Source organism: Allobosea sp. Root483D1, assembly GCF_001429505.1.
In the GTDB taxonomy this organism is placed as follows: Bacteria; Pseudomonadota; Alphaproteobacteria; order Rhizobiales; family Beijerinckiaceae; genus Allobosea.
Genome location: NZ_LMJW01000003.1, coordinates 1 through 18613, shown reverse-complemented (window position 1 = coordinate 18613; position 18613 = coordinate 1). Strand labels below are relative to the sequence as shown.

At 61.3% G+C, this 18613-nt stretch carries 8 protein-coding genes and 2 pseudogenes; 2 read left to right on the top strand and 8 right to left on the bottom strand.

What is annotated here, in order from left to right; all coding sequences use genetic code 11:
• Positions 1-117 precede the first annotated feature (117 nt).
• Positions 118-1058: pseudogene (locus ASE66_RS31245) on the bottom strand (IS630 family transposase).
• A gap of 433 nt (positions 1059-1491) precedes the next feature.
• Between ASE66_RS31245 and ASE66_RS06410 the strand changes: the two are divergent.
• The gene (locus ASE66_RS06410; protein ID WP_162262456.1) at positions 1492-3567 is read left to right on the top strand and encodes a 3'-5' exonuclease; all 2076 of its coding nucleotides are present in this window, start codon (positions 1492-1494) and stop codon (positions 3565-3567) included.
• Here ASE66_RS06410 and ASE66_RS06405 read toward each other — a convergent pair.
• The 6 genes from ASE66_RS06405 to ASE66_RS06380 form a co-directional block, all read right to left on the bottom strand.
• Complete coding sequence (locus ASE66_RS06405; protein ID WP_057188789.1) at positions 3564-6563, bottom strand: DEAD/DEAH box helicase; 3000 nt, start codon at positions 6561-6563, stop codon at positions 3564-3566. The two genes, ASE66_RS06410 and ASE66_RS06405, sit on opposite strands and share 4 nt — an antisense overlap.
• Positions 6560-7939, bottom strand: coding sequence for an EH signature domain-containing protein (locus ASE66_RS06400; RefSeq protein WP_162262455.1), 1380 nt, complete (start codon positions 7937-7939; stop codon positions 6560-6562). The genes ASE66_RS06405 and ASE66_RS06400 overlap by 4 nt, the downstream gene beginning before the upstream one ends.
• On the bottom strand, positions 7936-8856 hold the full coding sequence (locus tag ASE66_RS06395; RefSeq protein ID WP_057188787.1) for an OmpA family protein: 921 nt from the start codon (positions 8854-8856) through the stop codon (positions 7936-7938). The genes ASE66_RS06400 and ASE66_RS06395 overlap by 4 nt, the downstream gene beginning before the upstream one ends.
• A gap of 24 nt (positions 8857-8880) precedes the next feature.
• Positions 8881-10836: an anti-phage ZorAB system protein ZorA gene (gene zorA, locus ASE66_RS06390; RefSeq protein WP_057188786.1), complete on the bottom strand. Its 1956-nt coding sequence runs from the start codon at positions 10834-10836 to the stop codon at positions 8881-8883.
• A gap of 404 nt (positions 10837-11240) precedes the next feature.
• On the bottom strand, positions 11241-11714 hold the full coding sequence (locus tag ASE66_RS06385) for a hypothetical protein (RefSeq protein ID WP_156412043.1): 474 nt from the start codon (positions 11712-11714) through the stop codon (positions 11241-11243).
• 182 nt (positions 11715-11896) lie between these two features.
• Complete coding sequence (locus ASE66_RS06380) at positions 11897-15340, bottom strand: AAA domain-containing protein (RefSeq protein ID WP_057188784.1); 3444 nt, start codon at positions 15338-15340, stop codon at positions 11897-11899.
• 591 nt (positions 15341-15931) lie between these two features.
• Here ASE66_RS06380 and ASE66_RS06375 point away from each other — a divergent pair.
• Positions 15932-16678 (top strand): FkbM family methyltransferase, encoded by a 747-nt coding sequence (locus ASE66_RS06375; RefSeq protein ID WP_057188783.1) that lies wholly within the window; start codon positions 15932-15934, stop codon positions 16676-16678.
• A 1571-nt stretch (positions 16679-18249) separates the two neighbouring features.
• Here ASE66_RS06375 and ASE66_RS06365 read toward each other — a convergent pair.
• Positions 18250-18613 (bottom strand): annotated as a pseudogene (locus ASE66_RS06365) (MBOAT family protein); the annotation flags it as partial.

Here is an 18613-nt window from a genome sequence, read left to right as displayed (position 1 = left end):
CATGGCCGGGACGGGACAGGACAAAAGCGGGACATGCCCGCTTGTCACGGGTCTCACGTGCACAGAACTCTCCCCAGCTGGTCGTTTTATCATGCGCACAGCTAGAGCGTTTCCGGCTTAATCCGGATCATATCCTGCGGCTTTGAAGTAGGTGGCGCATTCGTTCGGCGAGAAGAGGTCGACGATGGCCCCTACCGCGTCCCAGAGCGCACCGATCGAGCGCTCTGCTCTGGCTCGGAGCCTGGCCTTGAGCTTGGCGAAGGCATTCTCGATCGGGTTCATGTCAGAGCTGTAGGGCGGCAGGAAGGACAACGTCGCGCCCGCGCGTTGGATTGCCTCGCGGACGCCGGCCGGCTTGTGGGCGGGCAGGTTGTCCATGATGACGATCTCGCCCGGCTTCAGTATTGGGACCAGCACCTGCTCGACATAGGCGAGGAAGACGACGCAGTTCATGGCGCCGTCGTAGACAAAGGGCGCCGTCATGCCAACGAGGCGCAGAGCTCCGGCGAACGTCGTCGTTTTCCAATGTCCACGGCACGCCGGCCCGGCAGCGTTCGCCGCGCGGAGCCCGGCCGCGCAGGCGGGCCATCTTAGTCGAGAGGCTGGTCTCGTCGATGAAGACAAGGCTGCGTGGAGCTCGATCGGGCTGGGCCTCGAACCAGTCCCGCCGCCGCTTCAGGACTCGGGCCGCTCCTGCTCCAGTGCATGGGCGGTCTTTTTTTGAACGTCCAGCCCCGTCCGCGAAGCCAGGCGCTCAACGCGCTGCGGCGGATGGAGACGGCGCGTTCGGCCAGGAGCCGGGCCGACATCTCGTGCAACGTGATGGCCCGCTGCTCCTCGCTCAGTCCGAAGATGAAAGGCGCGTGCGCATCCAGGCTCGAGCCCCGGCGCCGGCCTTGTGCCCGCGCTGTCAGTTCACCCTTCCTGGCCCGCGCGACCCACCGGATCGCCGTCGAGATCCCGCCCCCGAACCGGCACGCGGCCTGCCGAGCTGAAAGCCCATTCGTCGAGGCCTCCACAACACGCACGCGAAGATCGTCGCTCAAAGCCCGTGCCATCGTCCACTTCCTTCAACAGGCAGGTTGAATCAGCACAACACGGGTTCGTCACATCACAATCGATTCAACGATCCGCGGAAACGCTCTAGCCAGAATGCGGCCTCGACCGTGGTCAAGTGAAACCCTACTGCGCCTTGCAGGGGGCAAATAGGCCTTAGCAAACACCAAGTGTCCAAATTTGGCCCATAGCCGTCATTCGGAGCGTCCGCTTCCCGGCAGTTCAGTTCAGGGACTGGCTGTCAACCCGACGATTCCTTCGAGCATCAATTTGAAGCGGCTGCGCCAAGGCCAAGAACGCTCGACTAGCGGACCCCGCAGCCATTAACGTTCCATTGGAAATCAGAGAGGATTATTAGAAAGAGTTCCAAGCAATGACGATTCTGACGCTAGAAGCAGATAAGGCCGCGGGGATGCTCGAGGCGGTTTGGGCATCGTGAATATCACCACACCCAACGCAGGTTATGGCGGCCTTGACGGGACGCAGCTGTCCTTCGTGCAAGCGCCCGAGCGCGACATCCGCCTGCTGGCGCCAGCGGGCAGCGGCAAGACGCTATCGCTGCTGCATCGCTGCGCTGAACTGTATCGCCGCGCACCGGATTCCAGATTTCTCATCGTATCGTTCACGCGCGCAGCGCGCGACGAGTTGAAGGCGAGGCTGAGCGGACCGGATTTTGTCGACTTTGCCTCGCGGGCCGACGTGGTGACACTGAATGGCTGGGGCCACAGGCGGCTGAAAGCAATGTCGGCGTCGCCGCGCCTGCACGTCTCCGAGTTCGAACGCGCCACCATGATTAAGACCGTACTTGCACCAGCCTGGTCGGCCGTGCCGGCGCTCGAGCGGGGTATGAAGCACCAGCCCTTCAAGTTGCCAAAGCTGCTTGCCGGGCTGCTCGATATGATGAAGACGCTCGGTTTCGACCATGAAGATGGCTCACTGCGTATGGCCGACGATCGGCTGGATGCGCTGACCGAACTCGGCCTGATGCCCCTGATTCATGAGTACATCGAGCGGCTGGAAGAGCTAGGTGTGTTGCCGAACAGGCGCCAAGAGCCCTTCCTGGAAGTGGCGTTGCCATTCTTCAAAAATGCATGCGCGCAGCAGTATGCAACCGGCTCATTTACGCTCGAGGACCAGAAATACGGCGCCTGGCTCGACCAGCGGCGCCAGCTCAACGCCGGAATGGCGGTGGCGAAGGGTACGTCCATCACTCAGATCTTGGTTGACGAATTCCAGGACATTAATCCGCTCGACCTCGCGCTGATCATGAGCGTTGCCGAGCTAAATCAGGCGGCGCTAACGATCGTCGGCGACGACGACCAGGCGATCTTCGAATGGCGGGGCGCGGCGCCTGACTTCATCCTTGAGCCCGACCGGCATCTAGGCCGGCACTTTGCCACCTATATCCTCGAGAAGAATTACCGCAGCCCGCGTAACATTGTAGGGAAATCGGCGCGGCTGATCGCCCATAACAAGCGGCGTGTCGCTAAGACGATGCACCCGGTGTCGACCACGGATGCCGTTGTGGACATGCACAGAGGTGCGACGTTCCTGGATTCCACCGAGAATGTGCTATCCGAGATTCACGTCTTCGTCCGCAGCAAGGCGCCCGGCGCACGCATGGCGCTGCTGTCGCGCAAGCGGGCGCAGTTGATTCCCTATCAGATCCTGCTGGCGCGCGATGACATTCCGTTTTGCGCCGCCGAAGACCTGCACCTTTTCCTCTCCGAGACCTTCGATAGGCTGCTTGGAGCGCTGAGGACGCGGACCATGGCGGGGCTGGGCGTGGCGGTGCCAACTATCGTAGACGATGTGATGGCGCTCTGTAATTCGGTCCAACGCTATCCGCTGCGCAAGGCGGAAGCAGATGCGATGGCGCGCCACATCCGGCTGGCGCGACCGAAATCCTACGACGCAGCGATCGACCAGTTGGAGACCTATGACGGCCCGATCCGTGGGCAGAGCGACAAAGGCGCGACGGCGGCCAACTTCGCCATCAAGCTGCGCCAGCTGATCCATGCGCCGACAGTGCGCGCTGCGATAGAGGCACTTCAGAACCTTTATTCCGGTTTCCGGCAGGACTATGGGCGCGGCGCTGAGGACATTTTCCTAGCCGATCCGCCCTTTCTCTATCTCGTCGAATTCTCGGAACGCTATGGCACCGACTTCCAGGCCTTCGTTGACGATCTGGAAAAGGCCAAGGACACGTTGGTCAAGCTACCCGGAATGGACAGCGACACCGATAGCGACGTCTGGAAGAAGCCTGTGCACCTGATGACGGCGCTGCGCGCCAAGGGCCGCGAGTTCGACACCGTGGTCATGCTCGACGTCGTCGACGGCATCTGGCCGCTCCGCTATGCCGATGACGAGCGCAAGCTCGAGAGCGAACGGCGGCTGTTTTACGTGGCCATGACGCGGGCGCGCAAAAGGCTGATCCTAACCGCGTCGGGGCGCATCGGCGACAAGGTGACGATCCTTTCGCCCTTCCTTGCGGAGGCAGCGCTTCCCTAGACGCTTCGCACCGTCTGACCGAACAGCTGCTGGACGTCGCCATCAGCGACCGGCGGCATCAGCATGTCGCGCGACAGTTGGCGCTTATTTTCCAGGAGTTGATCCAACTTCACGTCGAAGGACGCCTCGCCATAGTGCGGATGCACCGCGATAGGCACGTGCACCGTCACCGGCTTTTGTTGACCGATGCGATAGCAGCGATCGTTGCACTGGTCCTCGACCGCGGGGTTCCACCAGCGCGACAGATGGATGACATGATTGGCCGCCGTGATGGTCAGGCCGACGCCAGCTGCCTTGGGCGACAGCACGAGAAGATCGAAAGGCGCCGGCGAAGCTTGGAAGCGGTCGACGATCTCCAGCCGCTTTTCGCCCGGAACCCCACCATTAATGATGGCGGGCTGTCGCTCGAGGTCGAGATGCGTTGCGATCGCAGCGGCGAACAGCGCCTGGATTTCCAGGTCTTCAATGAAGACAAGCGCTTTTTCCTTTGTTCTGTTTAGCTCTCCCAGCACGGCGATGGCGTGGCGCATGCGCGCTGACTGCGAGAACCAGCGCCGAACAGAGTCCTTGTCGAGTGGGTCGCAGTCGCGCGCGCCGCTAGGATGAAGCGACACACCGCGAAAGACATGGATCGCCCGCAGCATGTCGCCCTGCGTCGCGCCGCCAATCTGTGCTTTGCGCACCGCGTTGCTGTAGGCCTGCGCCTGCTCGGCCGGCATCTCGACCCGCACGTTCTTGAACTGGCGGGTGGGCAGGCCTTCGAGAATCTCGGCCTTCATGCGCCGCAACAGCACCGCGGGCCCGCGGCTTCCCTCCGGAGCTTTGTCGAGACTTTCTTTCAGCCGCTTCAGCTCTTCATCGCCGCCCTGCTCGTAGGTCGAGACAAAGCTCTTCAGGTCACCAAGGTAACCAGGCACGACCCGGTCCATGATGCACCACAAATCGGCGAGCCGGTTCTCGATCGGCGTGCCGGTGAGGCCGAGCACGAACTCGGCGTTCATTGCCTTGGCGGACTGCGTGTTAATGGCACCGGGCGACTTGATCTTCTGCGCCTCGTCGAAGACGGCGACACTGAAGGCAACACGTGCAAAGGCGCGGTGATTGTCGGCCAGCGTTTCGTACGTGGTCAGCACCCAGTTGGCGTTGCGCAATTCGTCGACATGGATCGCTGTCTCCGGCGTCCAGTGCTCGTCCTTTGGCCCCTTGAGGTGGCGCAGGCTCGAGCCGAACGCGTCGACGCGCTCGCCAAGCGCACCGGGCTCGAGATGCCGTTCGGCTTCATCGATCCAGTTGCGCAGCAGGGCCGTCGGCGCGACGATCAGGATAGGCTTGTTCTGGGCGCCGCGATCAAGACCTGCCTTGCGGCGGTTCTCTCGCACCCAAGCCAAGAACGCCAGTGCCTGGAAAGTCTTGCCGAGCCCCATGTCGTCGGCGAGCAGAACACCGGGCCAGCCGGCCCTGTAGGCATCCACGAGCCAGGCGAAGCCGGTGGTCTGGTGCGGTTTCGGACGTGTGGCGACGAGCGGTGCGCGGGGGAACGCCACGTCAGCGGCGACCACGCGCGGCGAATAGGAGACCCAGAACTCCTTGCCGTCGATGTTCTGCCGGATGACGAGGCGGTCATCGACATTGACGCCCGGCGGGGTGCCTAGATCGGGTTCAGCCTGCTCCGGCATGTCCGGACGCGCTGGCGGCTCCTCCATCTGTCCATTGCCTGATGGGTCCAGGCCGAGCTGCACAAACGCGGCCTGAACGTCGACAACATGGAAATGCTGGCCATCTACGGTGATTTCCTTCTCATCGCTGGCCGTGGCGCGGGCGACTTCGCTCTTGAGCGTCTGGAACGCCTTGCGGTCGAGTTCGATGACTTCGTTGCCGATGCGACAGGGAAAGCGCTCGGGTAACCACTGGCCGGACTTAGTCATGAGCCACGGAATCGCTGGCGGCTCCCACACGCCCAGCCCCAGCACGCGCTCGGAATATTGCCAGGTCTCGACCAGCAGCGACAAAGTCGTCTCGCCACTCTCGTCGCCAATCGCGGCGGCGATCTCAGCTCGCGGGTTTTTCAGGAAGGCAATACGCTCCGCTTTCGGCGCGGCGCGCTTGCGGCGGATGACATCGAGTGCAGTCTTCAGCGACGGATCAAGCACTAGGAAGACATTTCGGTCCAGCACATAGGCGTCGCGGCTTCTGGACTCGCCGGCAAACATCTCGCGCGAGAATCGCTGCTGCATGGCTCGCGGCAGCAGCGCGTCCGAAATGAGGTCACGCTGCGCCGGCGGCGCTTCACCATCCTCATCGGGCGCCGCTGTATTATCTGCGAGGGTAGCGGCCTTCTCGCGGCCCATGACCACCGGGAAGAAGTCGGGTCCGCTCGCGGTTTCGATCACGTCCAGCGCCACCGCGCCGGCTTGGTAGACGGTCAGGCTGGTAAGATAGTTGTCGTCGCTGCGCAGCTCGTCCTCGGTGGTGCGCTTCAGCGCAGCCTGGACCACCCCCCATGCGGCAATACGGGTCTCAGCGTTCTTTCCTTCAGTCTTGTTGTAGCCGTCGATCGCTTCGGCAAGCTCGTAGAGAGGCCGCGACAGACGGCCTTCGATGGCGCCCCAAGTGGCGAGTGCGCCGACCCGCGTGATGCGGATCCGATTCTCCTCGTGATCGTACCAGCTGGCACGGATACGCGCCTTGGGATCGGTCATGATGCGCTCGAAGGCGAGCGTGATCGACAGCGTACCGAGCGGCGGGAGACCGGCAGCTTCTGCGACGGTCCCCGGCAGCGATGCGACCAGCGGGTGAGGCACAAAGATGCCACCTTCGCGCTCGACGCTGTCGCCTGCCTCCACCCCTGGCAGCAGGAAGCGAGCGGCGGCACCCTGCTTGCCGTCAGCCAGGTGCCAGTCCTTCACCGGCAATGGCTGCCAGCTGAGCAAGCGCCGCCGCTGGAGCTTAAGCAACACGCCGTCGGGCTGCACCAAATGGGTGAAGGTGGCTTTCACATGTAGTCCCTGGAATTGAAGCGTTCGCCGGTCATCAATGAAATCCGGCGTGCAGCCTTATGCTGCCAGGCGTTTTGACCCTGATGGGGAATGTGGACGATTTCCTCGACCGGAGCGTAGCGGTTGCCGGTTCTGAGTTCGTCGGCGTCATACTGCGGCTTGTAGAGCTCCGGTGCCCCTTTGCGCTGAGCATCGGCCCAGAAGCGGCATTTGCCATCGAAGCTCCACTCGGCGCACACGCCCGATCCAATCCGGAGCAGCAGCACGGCGTGGCCAGCCTGCACGCCGCTGCTGCCATAGCCAAATCGCCCGAATGGCACGTTGCGACCGAACCGCCGATGAGCCTCCTTTGTTCCCTCACTGTCCAGCACCAGCCACGCGCCGCTTATCGCGCCGGACTTGTGCATCGCCTCCCAGAACCTGCGGCGGTACGGCCAGTTAACATTCGGGTTGACCGCCGCGACAACATCGAGGAATTGCCGCAGCGCAAGCTCGGTGAGCCAGTTGATCGCGACATCACGCGCCTGCGGGATGCCAACCCAGTTGCCGCTCCTCGTACGGGGATCGCCGAGGCCCTCGAGCGACACTAAGAAGTCGAGCGTGCGATCCTTGATACTCTTTTCTACTTCGCGGTCACGGTGCGGGAGCAGCAGCGCGTTGGCCACCAAATCCTTGTGAGTTGGAAAATTCAGCTTGCCGCCTTTCACCGCAACGAGCTGGATGAAATCCAGGCGCTCCAGCGCCGGTAGGCGCAGATCCTCGGCGGCGCGCTGCAGGACGCGCCGGGAGCAGGGCTCCACATAGCCGCCGGCCAGAACCTGCTGCAGCCGCAGGCCGCTCTCTTCAAGAATTGTTGCAGGCGATTTGCGTTTGGCGAATGCCGCATCGCCTATCAGGCGAGGCCCCTGTTCCTCGTCGAAGATCTGCAACTTATGATGCAACACCTCAAACGGTTCTCCCATCACGGATGCTAGGTCTCGCAACACCGAAGCGACGGCGGCGAAACCCGGTCCGCCAGCTTGGAAGCTGATCAAGTAGGAGAATGCGAGCACACGCGAGGATGCCTTGTGCCTGAGCGCTCGCACCTGGGCTAGGAACGCCTTGAGGAGATCAGGCTCTTCCGCGATCGCGACCTCGGTTTCCCAAAGACACCATGCACCATCGCGCGCCTGTGCTTTGGTAAGGCGCTCGCCACGCCCGAGCGCAGTCTTGAGCCGGACCGCGATCTCCTCGTAGTTCTTGGCGCCACGCAGATCGCCCCTGCCCTCCGGAAGCCTGCGCGCCAGTCTCAGCACGGACGGCTCGATGGCCGGGGCTCTCGACGGACCGTGCCGTATCAACAGCTCGCTGATAGCGTCCTTCAAAAGTGTGCTCACGGAGCGACATTCGGTGCTGGTCGTTTTGAAACTGGCAATCCTGCGCGCGCCGATTCCTGCAGCGTTTCGACCTGCTGCTTCATCTGCTCAAGTAGGTTTGTTACTTCTGTCAGACGTTTCTCGCGATCAGCTTCCATGACAAAACGAAGGTCGATCCGGCGGTTTATCTTGCGACCGTCAGGGTCTTCTCTGTTAGTCGCCGGTCGCGTGTAGGCGTACCCCGAGACAGAAAGCACCTCCCGGTTTGCCGAATTCTTCAGGTTGCGAAGACCGGGGAAGTTGTCGACGATCCGCCGATATGTATTGACCGCTCGTTCGGTAGACAGTTGCCAGTTGCGGCTATCCTGTCCCGTTCGGTCGGTATGCCCTTCAATAAACACGGTCTCGACCGTGTATCCGCTGTGCCGAGGGCAAGTTGCGTCTGATGCACAGGCGGAATAGGCCGGCAAGACGTCGAGAAGTACCTTCGACAGCGCGTCGACATTGGCCGAAGCGGTCCTGTCGAGCGTGGAATTATCAGACGCGAATTCGATCGCATCCTCCGCCAAACGTAAGACGCCAGTAGAGCTGTCGATTGTCACTTTTAACCCCACTGCCTCGAGCCGAGCCCGGACCGTTTCGAGCAGGGTAGCCCGCGCCTTGTCCGCCTTGTTGATCTCGCTTACTTCAGTATCGATGCGGGTCTGGAGGTTGGCAATTTGCCGAGCCAAGTGCTGTGCTCTCTCAATTTGCTGACGCTGCTGCTTGGTAAGCATCTCTGTCTGGTCGGTTTGCTTCTGGAAATTTAGCGCAAACACCATTAGCATGATGATGAATATAAACAGGATTCCGACCATCATGTCGGTCATTGAGACGAAATAGTTTTCGTCATCCTCGGCATGGCTTCCGGCGCTTTCGTCGGTTTCTGCTGCGATCATGTTTCCGCCCCGGTCGCTTTGACCTTATTCCGCTGCTTCCAGTGACGTAGTTTTTTCTAAGCTGTCGGCAATTGACTCTGCGCTGTCTGAAATGCTCGTCAGCATTGGTGCCATTTTTTGGATGGCCTCGGTTAGCCCCTGGTCAACTTGGCGCACATGCTCCTGAAGGCGCTGCTGGTGGTCGAGTGACGTTTCCGACAGCGTCTTGACTGCCTTGCCCAGCGCAGTGTCGACCTCATCGAATTTTGACGAAAAGCCGTTCCAGAATTCGTTTGTCGTCGTGTTGGTCGCATCGAGGTTTGCGGCGAGCGCCGCGATCTCGACCTTGGCGCCGTTGAGCGTCTCCAGCGTGGTCGAGACGCTAGTTGCCAGTTGTTCTGTAGCGTTAGTGAATTGCTCACCGACCTTCGTAAGTGGGACAGCTGCGGTGCGGACACTGCCGGCCGTTTCAGTGAACGCCTTCGCGGCGTTGTGTGCCTCCACCGTCGCGCCCTCCAGCGCGGCGCGCTGGCTGGACAACGCTCCCTCGATCGCCTGCATCGAACGCGCCAGGGCGGCGAAACTTTCGCCAACGCCGACAATCTGCTCGTCGAGCTTTCCCATGACCGTTCCCATTGCCGTCTCGAGCTTCGCCGAGGCGCCGCTGGCCGCTTTGCCCAGCGCAGCATCCATGTCGGCATTCGCCTTTTCCATGGTCTGGCGCAGCGTCTCGACGACCGAGGCCAGCGCGTCGCGGCTCTGTCCCGAGCTCGTCTCGAAGCTCTGGCCGGCGCGTTCGATCATGAGGTTGAGATTGTCGGCCGCCTTCGAGAGCTTGTCGGAGAAGGCATCGCCGCTGCCACGGACGTTTGACTGCATCTCGGTCATCGCCATCTGCAGCTGTTTCAGGGTGGCGGCGAGCTCGCGCATCTCGGTGCCAGCACCGCTCTGCAGCGAGCTGACAAAGGACTCCATCATCCTTGCAACGCCAGTCTGGCTGTTCGCCGTTAGGCTGCCGACCGCACTGCCAATCTGTTCAGTGACCGGGCCCATAGCATCGCTGATCGCCGTGTTGAGGCGCGGTGCTATCTCCTCGCCCATGCGTGTGAAAAAGTCGCCCTGCGTGATGTCCTTCAGCTGAACCAGCTGATCGTGCATGGTGCGGTTCATCTCCATCGCGATCGACTGTGGCGCGTGGTAGAGCAGGCCGCGCTCGAGCGCGGCGTTGAAGCGATCGAAGGCGCTTTCGATCAGCACGAAGAACCAACGAAAGACGATCGAAAGGATGATCGACGCGCCGAGTCCCGCGATCGATGTCGAAAACTTGAACGTCGCTATCTGCAGCAGCTTGCCCATCTCCGCAGCCATAACGTTGGCGTCGCCGGCCGCGGCGGCGGTGCCTGCCTTGTAAAGGGCGAGGACCAGACCGACAAAAGTTAGCAGCAGGCCAATGCCCACGAAGTAGCCAGGCACGGCGTTCATCATCTTCAGCCCTGCCAGTCTTTCGCGCGCCAAGCTGGCGTTGAAAAAGACTTGCGGGCGCACCGTGTTGCCAATTGCGTCCGGACTGTCGATATCGAAAAGGGTCTCCTCGAACTCAACCCAAGCGTGGCCGATCAGCCAACGGCGCGCGAGGTGCTGTCGCAGCCGTTCAAACCCGGACGCGAAGCTCTTTCGAACCTCCGCGCGGTTCCTGCTCCTACCCCCAGCAGCCTGGATCATCTGCTTGGCTCGTGAAAGCGCGAGGATGACCGGGAGAACGTGGAGCAGCATGAAGGCTGCCGCCAAGCCGATGGCGAAGACGAATAGTATTGCGGCCAGCGCATAGGCGAATTCCGGCTGGCTGATACCTTCAATGTTTCCGCCTGCGGCGCTCACAACGGTGTCGTAGGCAAGCCGGTAGTTCACCTGTGGAAGGAGAAGCTCGGCGGCGAAAACAAAAGCGACGGGTATCGCCCAGAACAAAACGAATCGCGTCGTCGCGATAAAGAGCCCGCGCATGCTTCGTCTCCCCATACCCAGGTACCTTTTAGGCCTCTCGATTTTGCTCGCGCAAGTCTTTCAAGTACTTCATCTTATTAAACTTCGCAGTCTACCCGTGTCGCACCCCGATCGATCGGTNGGGGGGGGGAAACCTGCCATTCCACTTTCGGCCCGTGCCGGACATGTCAGAAAGAGCATCTGCTTGTGCTTATCCAGCAGAGCCTCAAACTGCGTTACCAGCGCCTAGACATCGAGCGTACCGACGCCCGTGCGGCCTCGCCACTTCGCGGTGTGCCTGCGTTGGGTCGGGAGTGCCGCTCAATTCGTCAGCGTGGAATGTCTTCTTCCTGGCGAGGACCCAAACTCCGCAAATGGCGCGTAGCGAAAACGACGCAGAGCGCATGCAGCTTGGCAGAAGTCTGTCAGTCGGGCTCTATGCGCTTCGCATCCACGACTGTGTAGGTTGCGTGTTGAATCTCTGACTTTCGCCGCGTGATCTCTTCGATCAGGGCGTTGGCAAACGAGGCCCCGGCGCCGAGCACAACCCATAGAGGCACACCGATCGCCGTGCCGAGTGCGGCCACCCCCGCGCTTTTTCCGCCAAATACAGCGGCTCCGATCGCCGCCCCGCCGAGACCTAGCCTTGCGGTTTTACTGCGGTCGTCCCACCCGATGCGCTTGGCCTGCTTCGCGACCATCTTGGCCGCCGGCCAGACGACCTTGCTCGAAGCCGTGAGAGAGACAGCCGCCTTCGCCTTCTCGATCTTAGTAAGCGGCGACGATTGTATTTCTAGGAGCTTCCGTGCCCAAACGCCTATGGCGTCGAGATCTGTCGGATCGGCGGTCTGCGCGACGAACACGGCGACCTGATGTTGCGAAATCTGTTGGTCGTCCAAGGCAGCCCCCAAGCGTTTTGATGTGCCCTACGGTGGCCAGCATTACGGCGCCGCGCAAGCCTCTCACGAACCTTCGACCGTCGCGAGGCTCCGCTTGTTCCGATCTCTACTCTCTCCCGTTTTGCACGAGTATTTGACCAAGCGGCTAGAGACATGCCGTCTGGCCGTCTCATAGAGACAGGTTACACGGTGAGAATGCGGGCCTTCAGGCTGTCTTCAAGAATCTGGATCTCGGGACTCAAATGCTGGCCGCGATAGACCACCGAGGTCTCGTGACGGGCAAATTCGCCGGTCCGGTGGGCGCTGAACCAATTGAAAGAGCCGATCGCGAGCAAGGCATCGTCCGCCCATATCATCTTGCTGTGAAGCTGTTGGACAGCGTGGAGCGTCGCGCCGAGCCCCTCCAGGGTCTCATGCGCTTCCGCGAACATATCCTGTCCGGGTCTGCTTCGCTCGCGCGTCAGATAGGAGTCGGCGTAGATCGTCACCCCGACGCCCCTTGCACGAGCTAAGGCGATGGCCTCGATAAACCCGGCCTGCTTCATGGTGGCGATGTTGATCCAGGGCGAGACGACGCAAATCTTGCGCCGAGCGCTTGCGAACTCCGTCAGCAGAAATGCGTCATGCTCAGCCGCATCGCGCAGGGATTGGAGCGCGCGTGGCCCTCGGGAAAGATCGGGCCGTGATGGCACCTCGAAGACCATCTCGTTCGCGTCGTCTTGCGACAGAAAGCGCTCAAGGACGGATCGCGGGCTGCCCGGCGGCGCGGAGGCCAGAGTGTCCATGTCTCCAAAGACGAGAAAGGCATCCTTTGCGCGCGAGACCGCCACGTTGAGCATGCTGGGCGAGAGGTCGATGAAGCCGCCATCGGCATGTTTAGAATAGACCGGCGAAAAGATGACCACATCGCGCTCCGCGCCCTGCAGGGCGTGCACGGTACCGACGGTCATGCCTAGTCGGCCGACGTCGATGCCCACAGCGGCGCAGGAGTTGCGGATTTCGCGGACCTGACGACCGAAGGGCGTGACGATCCCGACGATGTCTTCCAGGCGCTTGTCGTAGCGTGCTTTCAGCTTTTCGGCATTGGCTGCAAGCCAGGCTGCGATCGTCTGCGCCTCAAGCGGATTGAACCGGCTGCCGCCGGCCGAGATCGCCATGCCGTCGATATGGAGATAGCCCATCGGCAGCAGAGCGCCGCCCTGCGCCGGGCCGCGCATCGGCTGCAGGCTGCCCTTGTAGCAAAGCTCGTTGCAAAAGCCGATGATCTCGTCGAGGCAGCGCCGATGCTCGAAGAGATAAAGGCCCCGCGCCAACTCCGGATAGGGATAAAAGCGGCAGGCCGACTGCGCCAGCCGCATCGTGCTTCCGCCGCGCGATGTAAGCCCGACCTCCTCGAGCGCCTGCAAGACCTCACGGCTTCCGTCGGGCGGCAGAAGTCCCGCTTCGATTAGGTTGCCGGTATCCACGACCGCTGTCAGTGCGGAGATCGGCTCGATCTGCTGGACGTCCCCAATAACCAGAGCCTTTTTCGCCAGAGCGAATGACGGGCCGGCGACCTCGGGGAGCACCTGTCCGGCCTCGTCGACAATCAGGAGATCGATGTGATTGAACAGATATTTAGTACGATAGCTGCCCGAAGCGTTGTCTCGGCAGGTCATCTTGCGTGGCAGCGTCGCGAAGGTGGACACCGCGCACGGCGTGAGCATCATCCGACGCGACCACATCGGTTCGACCATGCTGCGGTCGTTACCGCCGCGACCGATTTTCTGCACCCGCTGAAGTGCCGGCAGCGCCTTTTCCATTTCCAGCAGCCAGCGCCCTTCCCAATAGTGCGTGGCGAGCAGGAAGAGGGGAAAACGCACAAATCGGTCGGCCGCACGGTCGAACGCCAGCAGATCGGCGCTTTCCTTCGCGTCCGGAAGGAGCGTTCCGGCCAGCGCGCACCATTCCTCTTTCGCCGCCTTCTGTTTGGCGATCACCCGCCTAGCCGACTCATCAGCGTCCGCGGCTTCCTTCGCGCGTGTCGCGGCAGCGTGGGCATGCTTCTTCAGTTGCTCGTCGATCGCGTCGATTCGTGCGTGCGAGGCAAACGTTTCGGGTGCGCCTGCCTGGCGCAGGAACAGCCGCGCCCGCAAAGTCCGCTTTTGAGCTACCGGCGGCAGAAAACTGAATAGCGAAAGCAGCATCGGCTCGGCCGCGAGCCAGCCCTCCCATGCGTGCAGCAGGGCGTCGGCCGCGGCCTTTTCAGTCGCGCTATGCTCCGTCGCCTCGCGGCGCCCTGCGAGGGTTGCTTCCGGCACGTCGCCCAGGATGCGGCGGGCAGCGTCTTCCGCCTCGCGATATCGCGCATAAGCCCCGTCAGCGCGAGCGAGGCCCTCGCTGTCCTCTTTGAGGCGCTGGTGCAGAGCGTCGATCACCGCCCCAACACCCGCCTCATTCAGGTGCGGAAAGGCGTTGCGGGCCGCGCCCAGATAGGCGGCGCGGGCCTCGCTCAGATATTCGGGTGTTTCGAGTTTCTGGAAAAAGATCTCGGTCTGGTATTTGGTCGATGCTTCCTTTTCCTTGCTGAATGCTGCGAGGAACAGGCCGAAGCTCTCGATACCGGGCAGCCAGCGGCCCGCGAACGGACCCTCGCCGTGCCCGAAATCTTTTCCAAAGGCATCGATAATGTTGGTGACGGCCTGATTATTGGTCGACGCCGCGACGATCAAGGGCGGGTCGGCGCGCGCCAGCGCGGCACGCACCCATTCCCCGGCGATCGCCGATAGAAGCATCGTTGTCTTGCCCGTGCCGGGCGGGCCGTTGACGGCGAGGATGTCGCCATTTCGCGCTGTCGCCAGATTTGCGAGCACTTCGCGCTGCTGGTCGGCAACCGCGAACTTGTCGCTGGAGTGGCCGAGACGCTCTGCCAGCGGGAAATGAGACACGCGCACAGGTTCGACGTCGCAGGCAGTCCTGCGCGCCAAGTTCGCCAGAAGCGGGGTCTCCGGGGCGTCATGGATCAGGGTGTCGGCCAAGTCGAGGATCTGCTTTACCGTCGCGGCCGCCTCGGTCTCGGGTCGGATCAGGCCATGGCCAACGATCTGGTATTCGGAGTCTGAAGCCGGCCAGTTCCCGCCGACTTCGGTGATTATCTGCCGCCAATGGTCCTGGTATTGTTGCCAGAGATCGGAATTTTCTTCTTCCGCCGGGAAGGGGTTGGCCGTCAGAAAGCTGTCGAGATCCGCAACACGACCGACCGAGAAGGCACCGCGCGGAAGGGGATCGAGTATATCGCGCGCGAGGACGCAGTGGCTAGGAATGATGCGGCCCTCACGCGTGACCTGGGCCTGGGTCACGATCGGGGTGACTTCGGGCGGCAGACCGTCGCCGCGCGACCGAGCGTGCCGCATTTGCCGGCGAACGTGGAGCGGGCGGAGGCTGACCGCGATACGCCGTACTTGCTCGGGCACATTGTCAAACAGGAAATCGACTGCCTCTCGCCCGAGCACACCGGTTTCGGCCTCGTCGCGGGACAGGGCGTGAAACTCCCCGAGCATCTTGCTCGTTAGACAGGCGTCGCCGATCGCACTGTCGGCAACTGCCGACCGCCAATAATTTAGAATAGCTTGATCGGTCTTGACCATTGCCTATCCAGGGCATGCATTCACTCTACCCGCCATCTCCCATAGGGTTGCCGAGCATTCAACATTTCCGTGGCGAACACGCTGTGCGCTAAATATCGGGGCGCGGGGCGAAGGACGCCCCTTTAAGGCCGTTAGCGGATTGGCAGGTTTCGGGAACGCTGTGGCGTGAAGCGGTCATTCGTTCAGCAGCGCGACCTCTGGCCTCTGCAACTCCGAGAGTAACCAGCCTGGGTCGAGACTGGGCATTCGGCCGGCAGGTCTGGAATGTCCGCTTCCGGGCAACGTGCCAATGTCCGCAACTGGCGCGAAGTCACCAATTGCCATTAACCGGCTGGGGGCTCGCCCTGTTGCCTTAGGAGCTTGTCGAGACGATCCTGCTTCTGATTGAGTGATCTGCCAGCATCTCCCTCCGATCCGGATGCGGCTGTGGCTGTGGCTGTGGCTTGCTCCGTCAGGTCGGAAATTTGCCTGCGCAAGTGCGCGATTTTGATCGTTTGGGCTTCGCAATTACAGGGGACATGACCGGCCTATCTATCCCTATTTTCGCTGCGCGCCGTGCTAGACAGATGCAGGCTAAGGAGCACTTGGGCGATGACCTTTAAGGAGCACAGACAGGTGTTTGACCCGCGTCTCGCCTACGGCATGCGGACTAATTCACAGATAGAGCAAGAGCGGTGGGTCTTCGCCATGTGCAACGGCCGACGTGACGGACGATTTATCGAGATCGGCGCCTTCGACGGCATCCTCCATAGCAACAGCTATTTCCTTGAGACGGAGTACGACTGGAATGGAATCGTGGTGGAGCCGAATCCAAGCCTTTTTTTACTGCTACGGCAAAATCGTACCGCCGTTTGCTTGGAGAAGGCGGTCTACCGCGAGTCCGGGCAGCTGCTCAGTTTCGTTGCCTGTGCGGAGATCGGTACCCTTGAGGAATTCGTGGACTGCGACGGCTATTCCAATGATCGCCGACGCGAAATTGCCGAAAAAGGCCTTATCAAAGTCGAGACAATCAGCTTCGATGAGATGGCCTCTCTGGGCAACTTTGCGCAGACCGGTTTTGACTACGTTTCGCTCGATACAGAGGGCTCGGAACTCGACATTCTGCGCAGCATCGACCTCGCTCGGTACAAAATTCCGCTCTTCACGATCGAGCACAATTTTGTTGAGCCGCGCCGCGAGGAAATCGCGCTTCTTCTCACGCAGGCAGGTTACGACCGGCTCAAAGTCGGCTTTGACGACTGGTATTTTAATCGACAAATCTTGTGTGAACGCAATCACGGCACCGCCGTTGATCACGAAGAGATAAATCGCCATTTCAAGGAGATCTTTAAAGACTGAATTCTACAGCAGTATTCATTCAGCGTTCTCGTCGCGCATCTTTATGCTGGCACTCGCCGGCTTCCTGCTGTTCACAGTCTGACCAACCTAATTCGTCGTCCTCCCGTTGGCAGCCGCAGGTGCGCTCCCAAGGTTAACGACCTGACCGAGGAGACGGTCGACGCATTTGAGGCTTGATGGGGCGGCCGGTCCCGCTGATGGGGCGGCCGATCCCGCGAAAGGTTTGCCTAGGCTAGCTGGCGGGCTGGTGGCCATTCGGTGGGGAATCTACGGAAACCGGTTCCTCGATGAGCCTGGTTGAGCCGCACTGGTTGCACCTAAATACCGCCCAACGACCGGTCTCATTGCAGCCCTGCAACATGGTGCCGTGAAGCGAGATCGTCCAACTGCACCGTTTGCAAGGATGCTTGTTCAGCGACAGGAGACGCACCAGCCGGTCGAGCATAACTTTGCTCCGCAGCGTTGTCCCCCGCTTGGAGACTACCACAATCCGATCTGCGTCGAAGGTAAATGTTTAACGCGCCGGCAAAGCAGCGGCTTTAGTCGGGATGAGCGCTTGAATTCTCAATCGCTCCTTTACGACAGCTGTCCACTTCGCTGCGCCCTTGTCGTTCATATGGACAGGGTCGGCGAAATCACTCACGTCCAGACCGCAGGTTGAAGCGACGGCGCAATCTAAAACAGGCAAACCAAGGCTCTTCGCCGCTGACCTTGCAGCATCCAGATATGCGGCGTGCTCTCCAGGTGCGACGGAATCCGCTACGTCGCGGTAACCGGGCATCGAGGGAGGAATGGCAACGACAAGTCGCTCCGTCCGCGTGGCGAGGCTCATCAGAAAAGCCTTTACGTCCTCCTCGAGCGTGGGAGGTCTCTTGACCTTCACGAAATAGGAAACGGCCATCGTATGTATCTCAGAGTCGCGGCTGGGCAGAGAGGCGAGCTGCCGCTTGTCGACGCCGTCGTATATCCAGCGTCCTAGGGCGGGGTTCCACCACCACCCGTCTGACGGCTTTCTTTTGTCAGAAAAGACAGCAGATACTGCGGCAGTTGTTCGGGCGAAGCTTAGGTAGACCGACCGAGGAATTCTCCAGCTGAGAAGGTGATCTTTCCACGTTTCCGGCCGCTGCTGGAAAATGGATTCACTGTAGGTGAAGACTATAAGCTTCGGGCGGCCTATGGCTTGGGCGACGCTGCCCACGGTCTTCGCAAAAAGGCCCGGAAATGCATAGTTGCTGGCCTTGCAATCAGGCATCGAGAATTCGGACGAATTCAGTTGAAAGGCCGTTCGGCTGTCGCCCAGGAATGCGATGCAAGCCTCAGGTTGACCAGTGTGCGCTTGCCAGATGCGTTCGGTGCGCATGATGTTTGCCGTGACAAGCGGGATCGATCTGCCGTCATCGCTCGGCAGATATCGACCGCCGGCAGCGGCGACGGCAACGCCCAGCACGGTTGAGATTACAAAAGCGGTGTTGAACGAGTTCCAGTTCATAGCGCGCCTTTGCACGTAGCGTCCGGCCGCCCCAGCGTNGCCTCAGAACTGGAAGTAGATGAATTCATAATTGGCGTCGTCNGCCGATCTTGAACAGGATCAGTACGAAGAGGATGGCGGTGAGGACCGCGAGCCAGCGTGCCGGTGTCGCCTTGTGCACTGCCGCCCAGGCGGTTGGGCCGATCATCGCGACTGCGATCGCGGGCACGAAGGCGCGCCATTTGAAGCCGGTGCCGACCGGGCCGAGGCCGAGCATGCCCTTGTAGACGGCGAGCGCCGCGTCGAAGGAGGTGGCGCGGAACAGCACCCAGCAGAAGGCGACGAAGACGAAGGTCAGCACCCAGCCGAGCAGCTTCGGCATCGGCAGCCCGGCGCGGCGCCAGAGAACGCCGATGGCGAGCACGACGCCATGCGCCACGCCCCAGGCGACGAAGTTGAGGCCGGCG

Coding starts and splice junctions, on each gene's coding strand:
- ASE66_RS06395 (WP_057188787.1), bottom strand. CDS start 8,856: ATGATCGCAGCAGAAACCGACGAAAGCGCCGGAAGCCATGCCGAGGAT.
- ASE66_RS06375 (WP_057188783.1), top strand. CDS start 15,932: ATGACCTTTAAGGAGCACAGACAGGTGTTTGACCCGCGTCTCGCCTAC.
- ASE66_RS06380 (WP_057188784.1), bottom strand. CDS start 15,340: ATGGTCAAGACCGATCAAGCTATTCTAAATTATTGGCGGTCGGCAGTT.
- zorA (WP_057188786.1), bottom strand. CDS start 10,836: ATGCGCGGGCTCTTTATCGCGACGACGCGATTCGTTTTGTTCTGGGCG.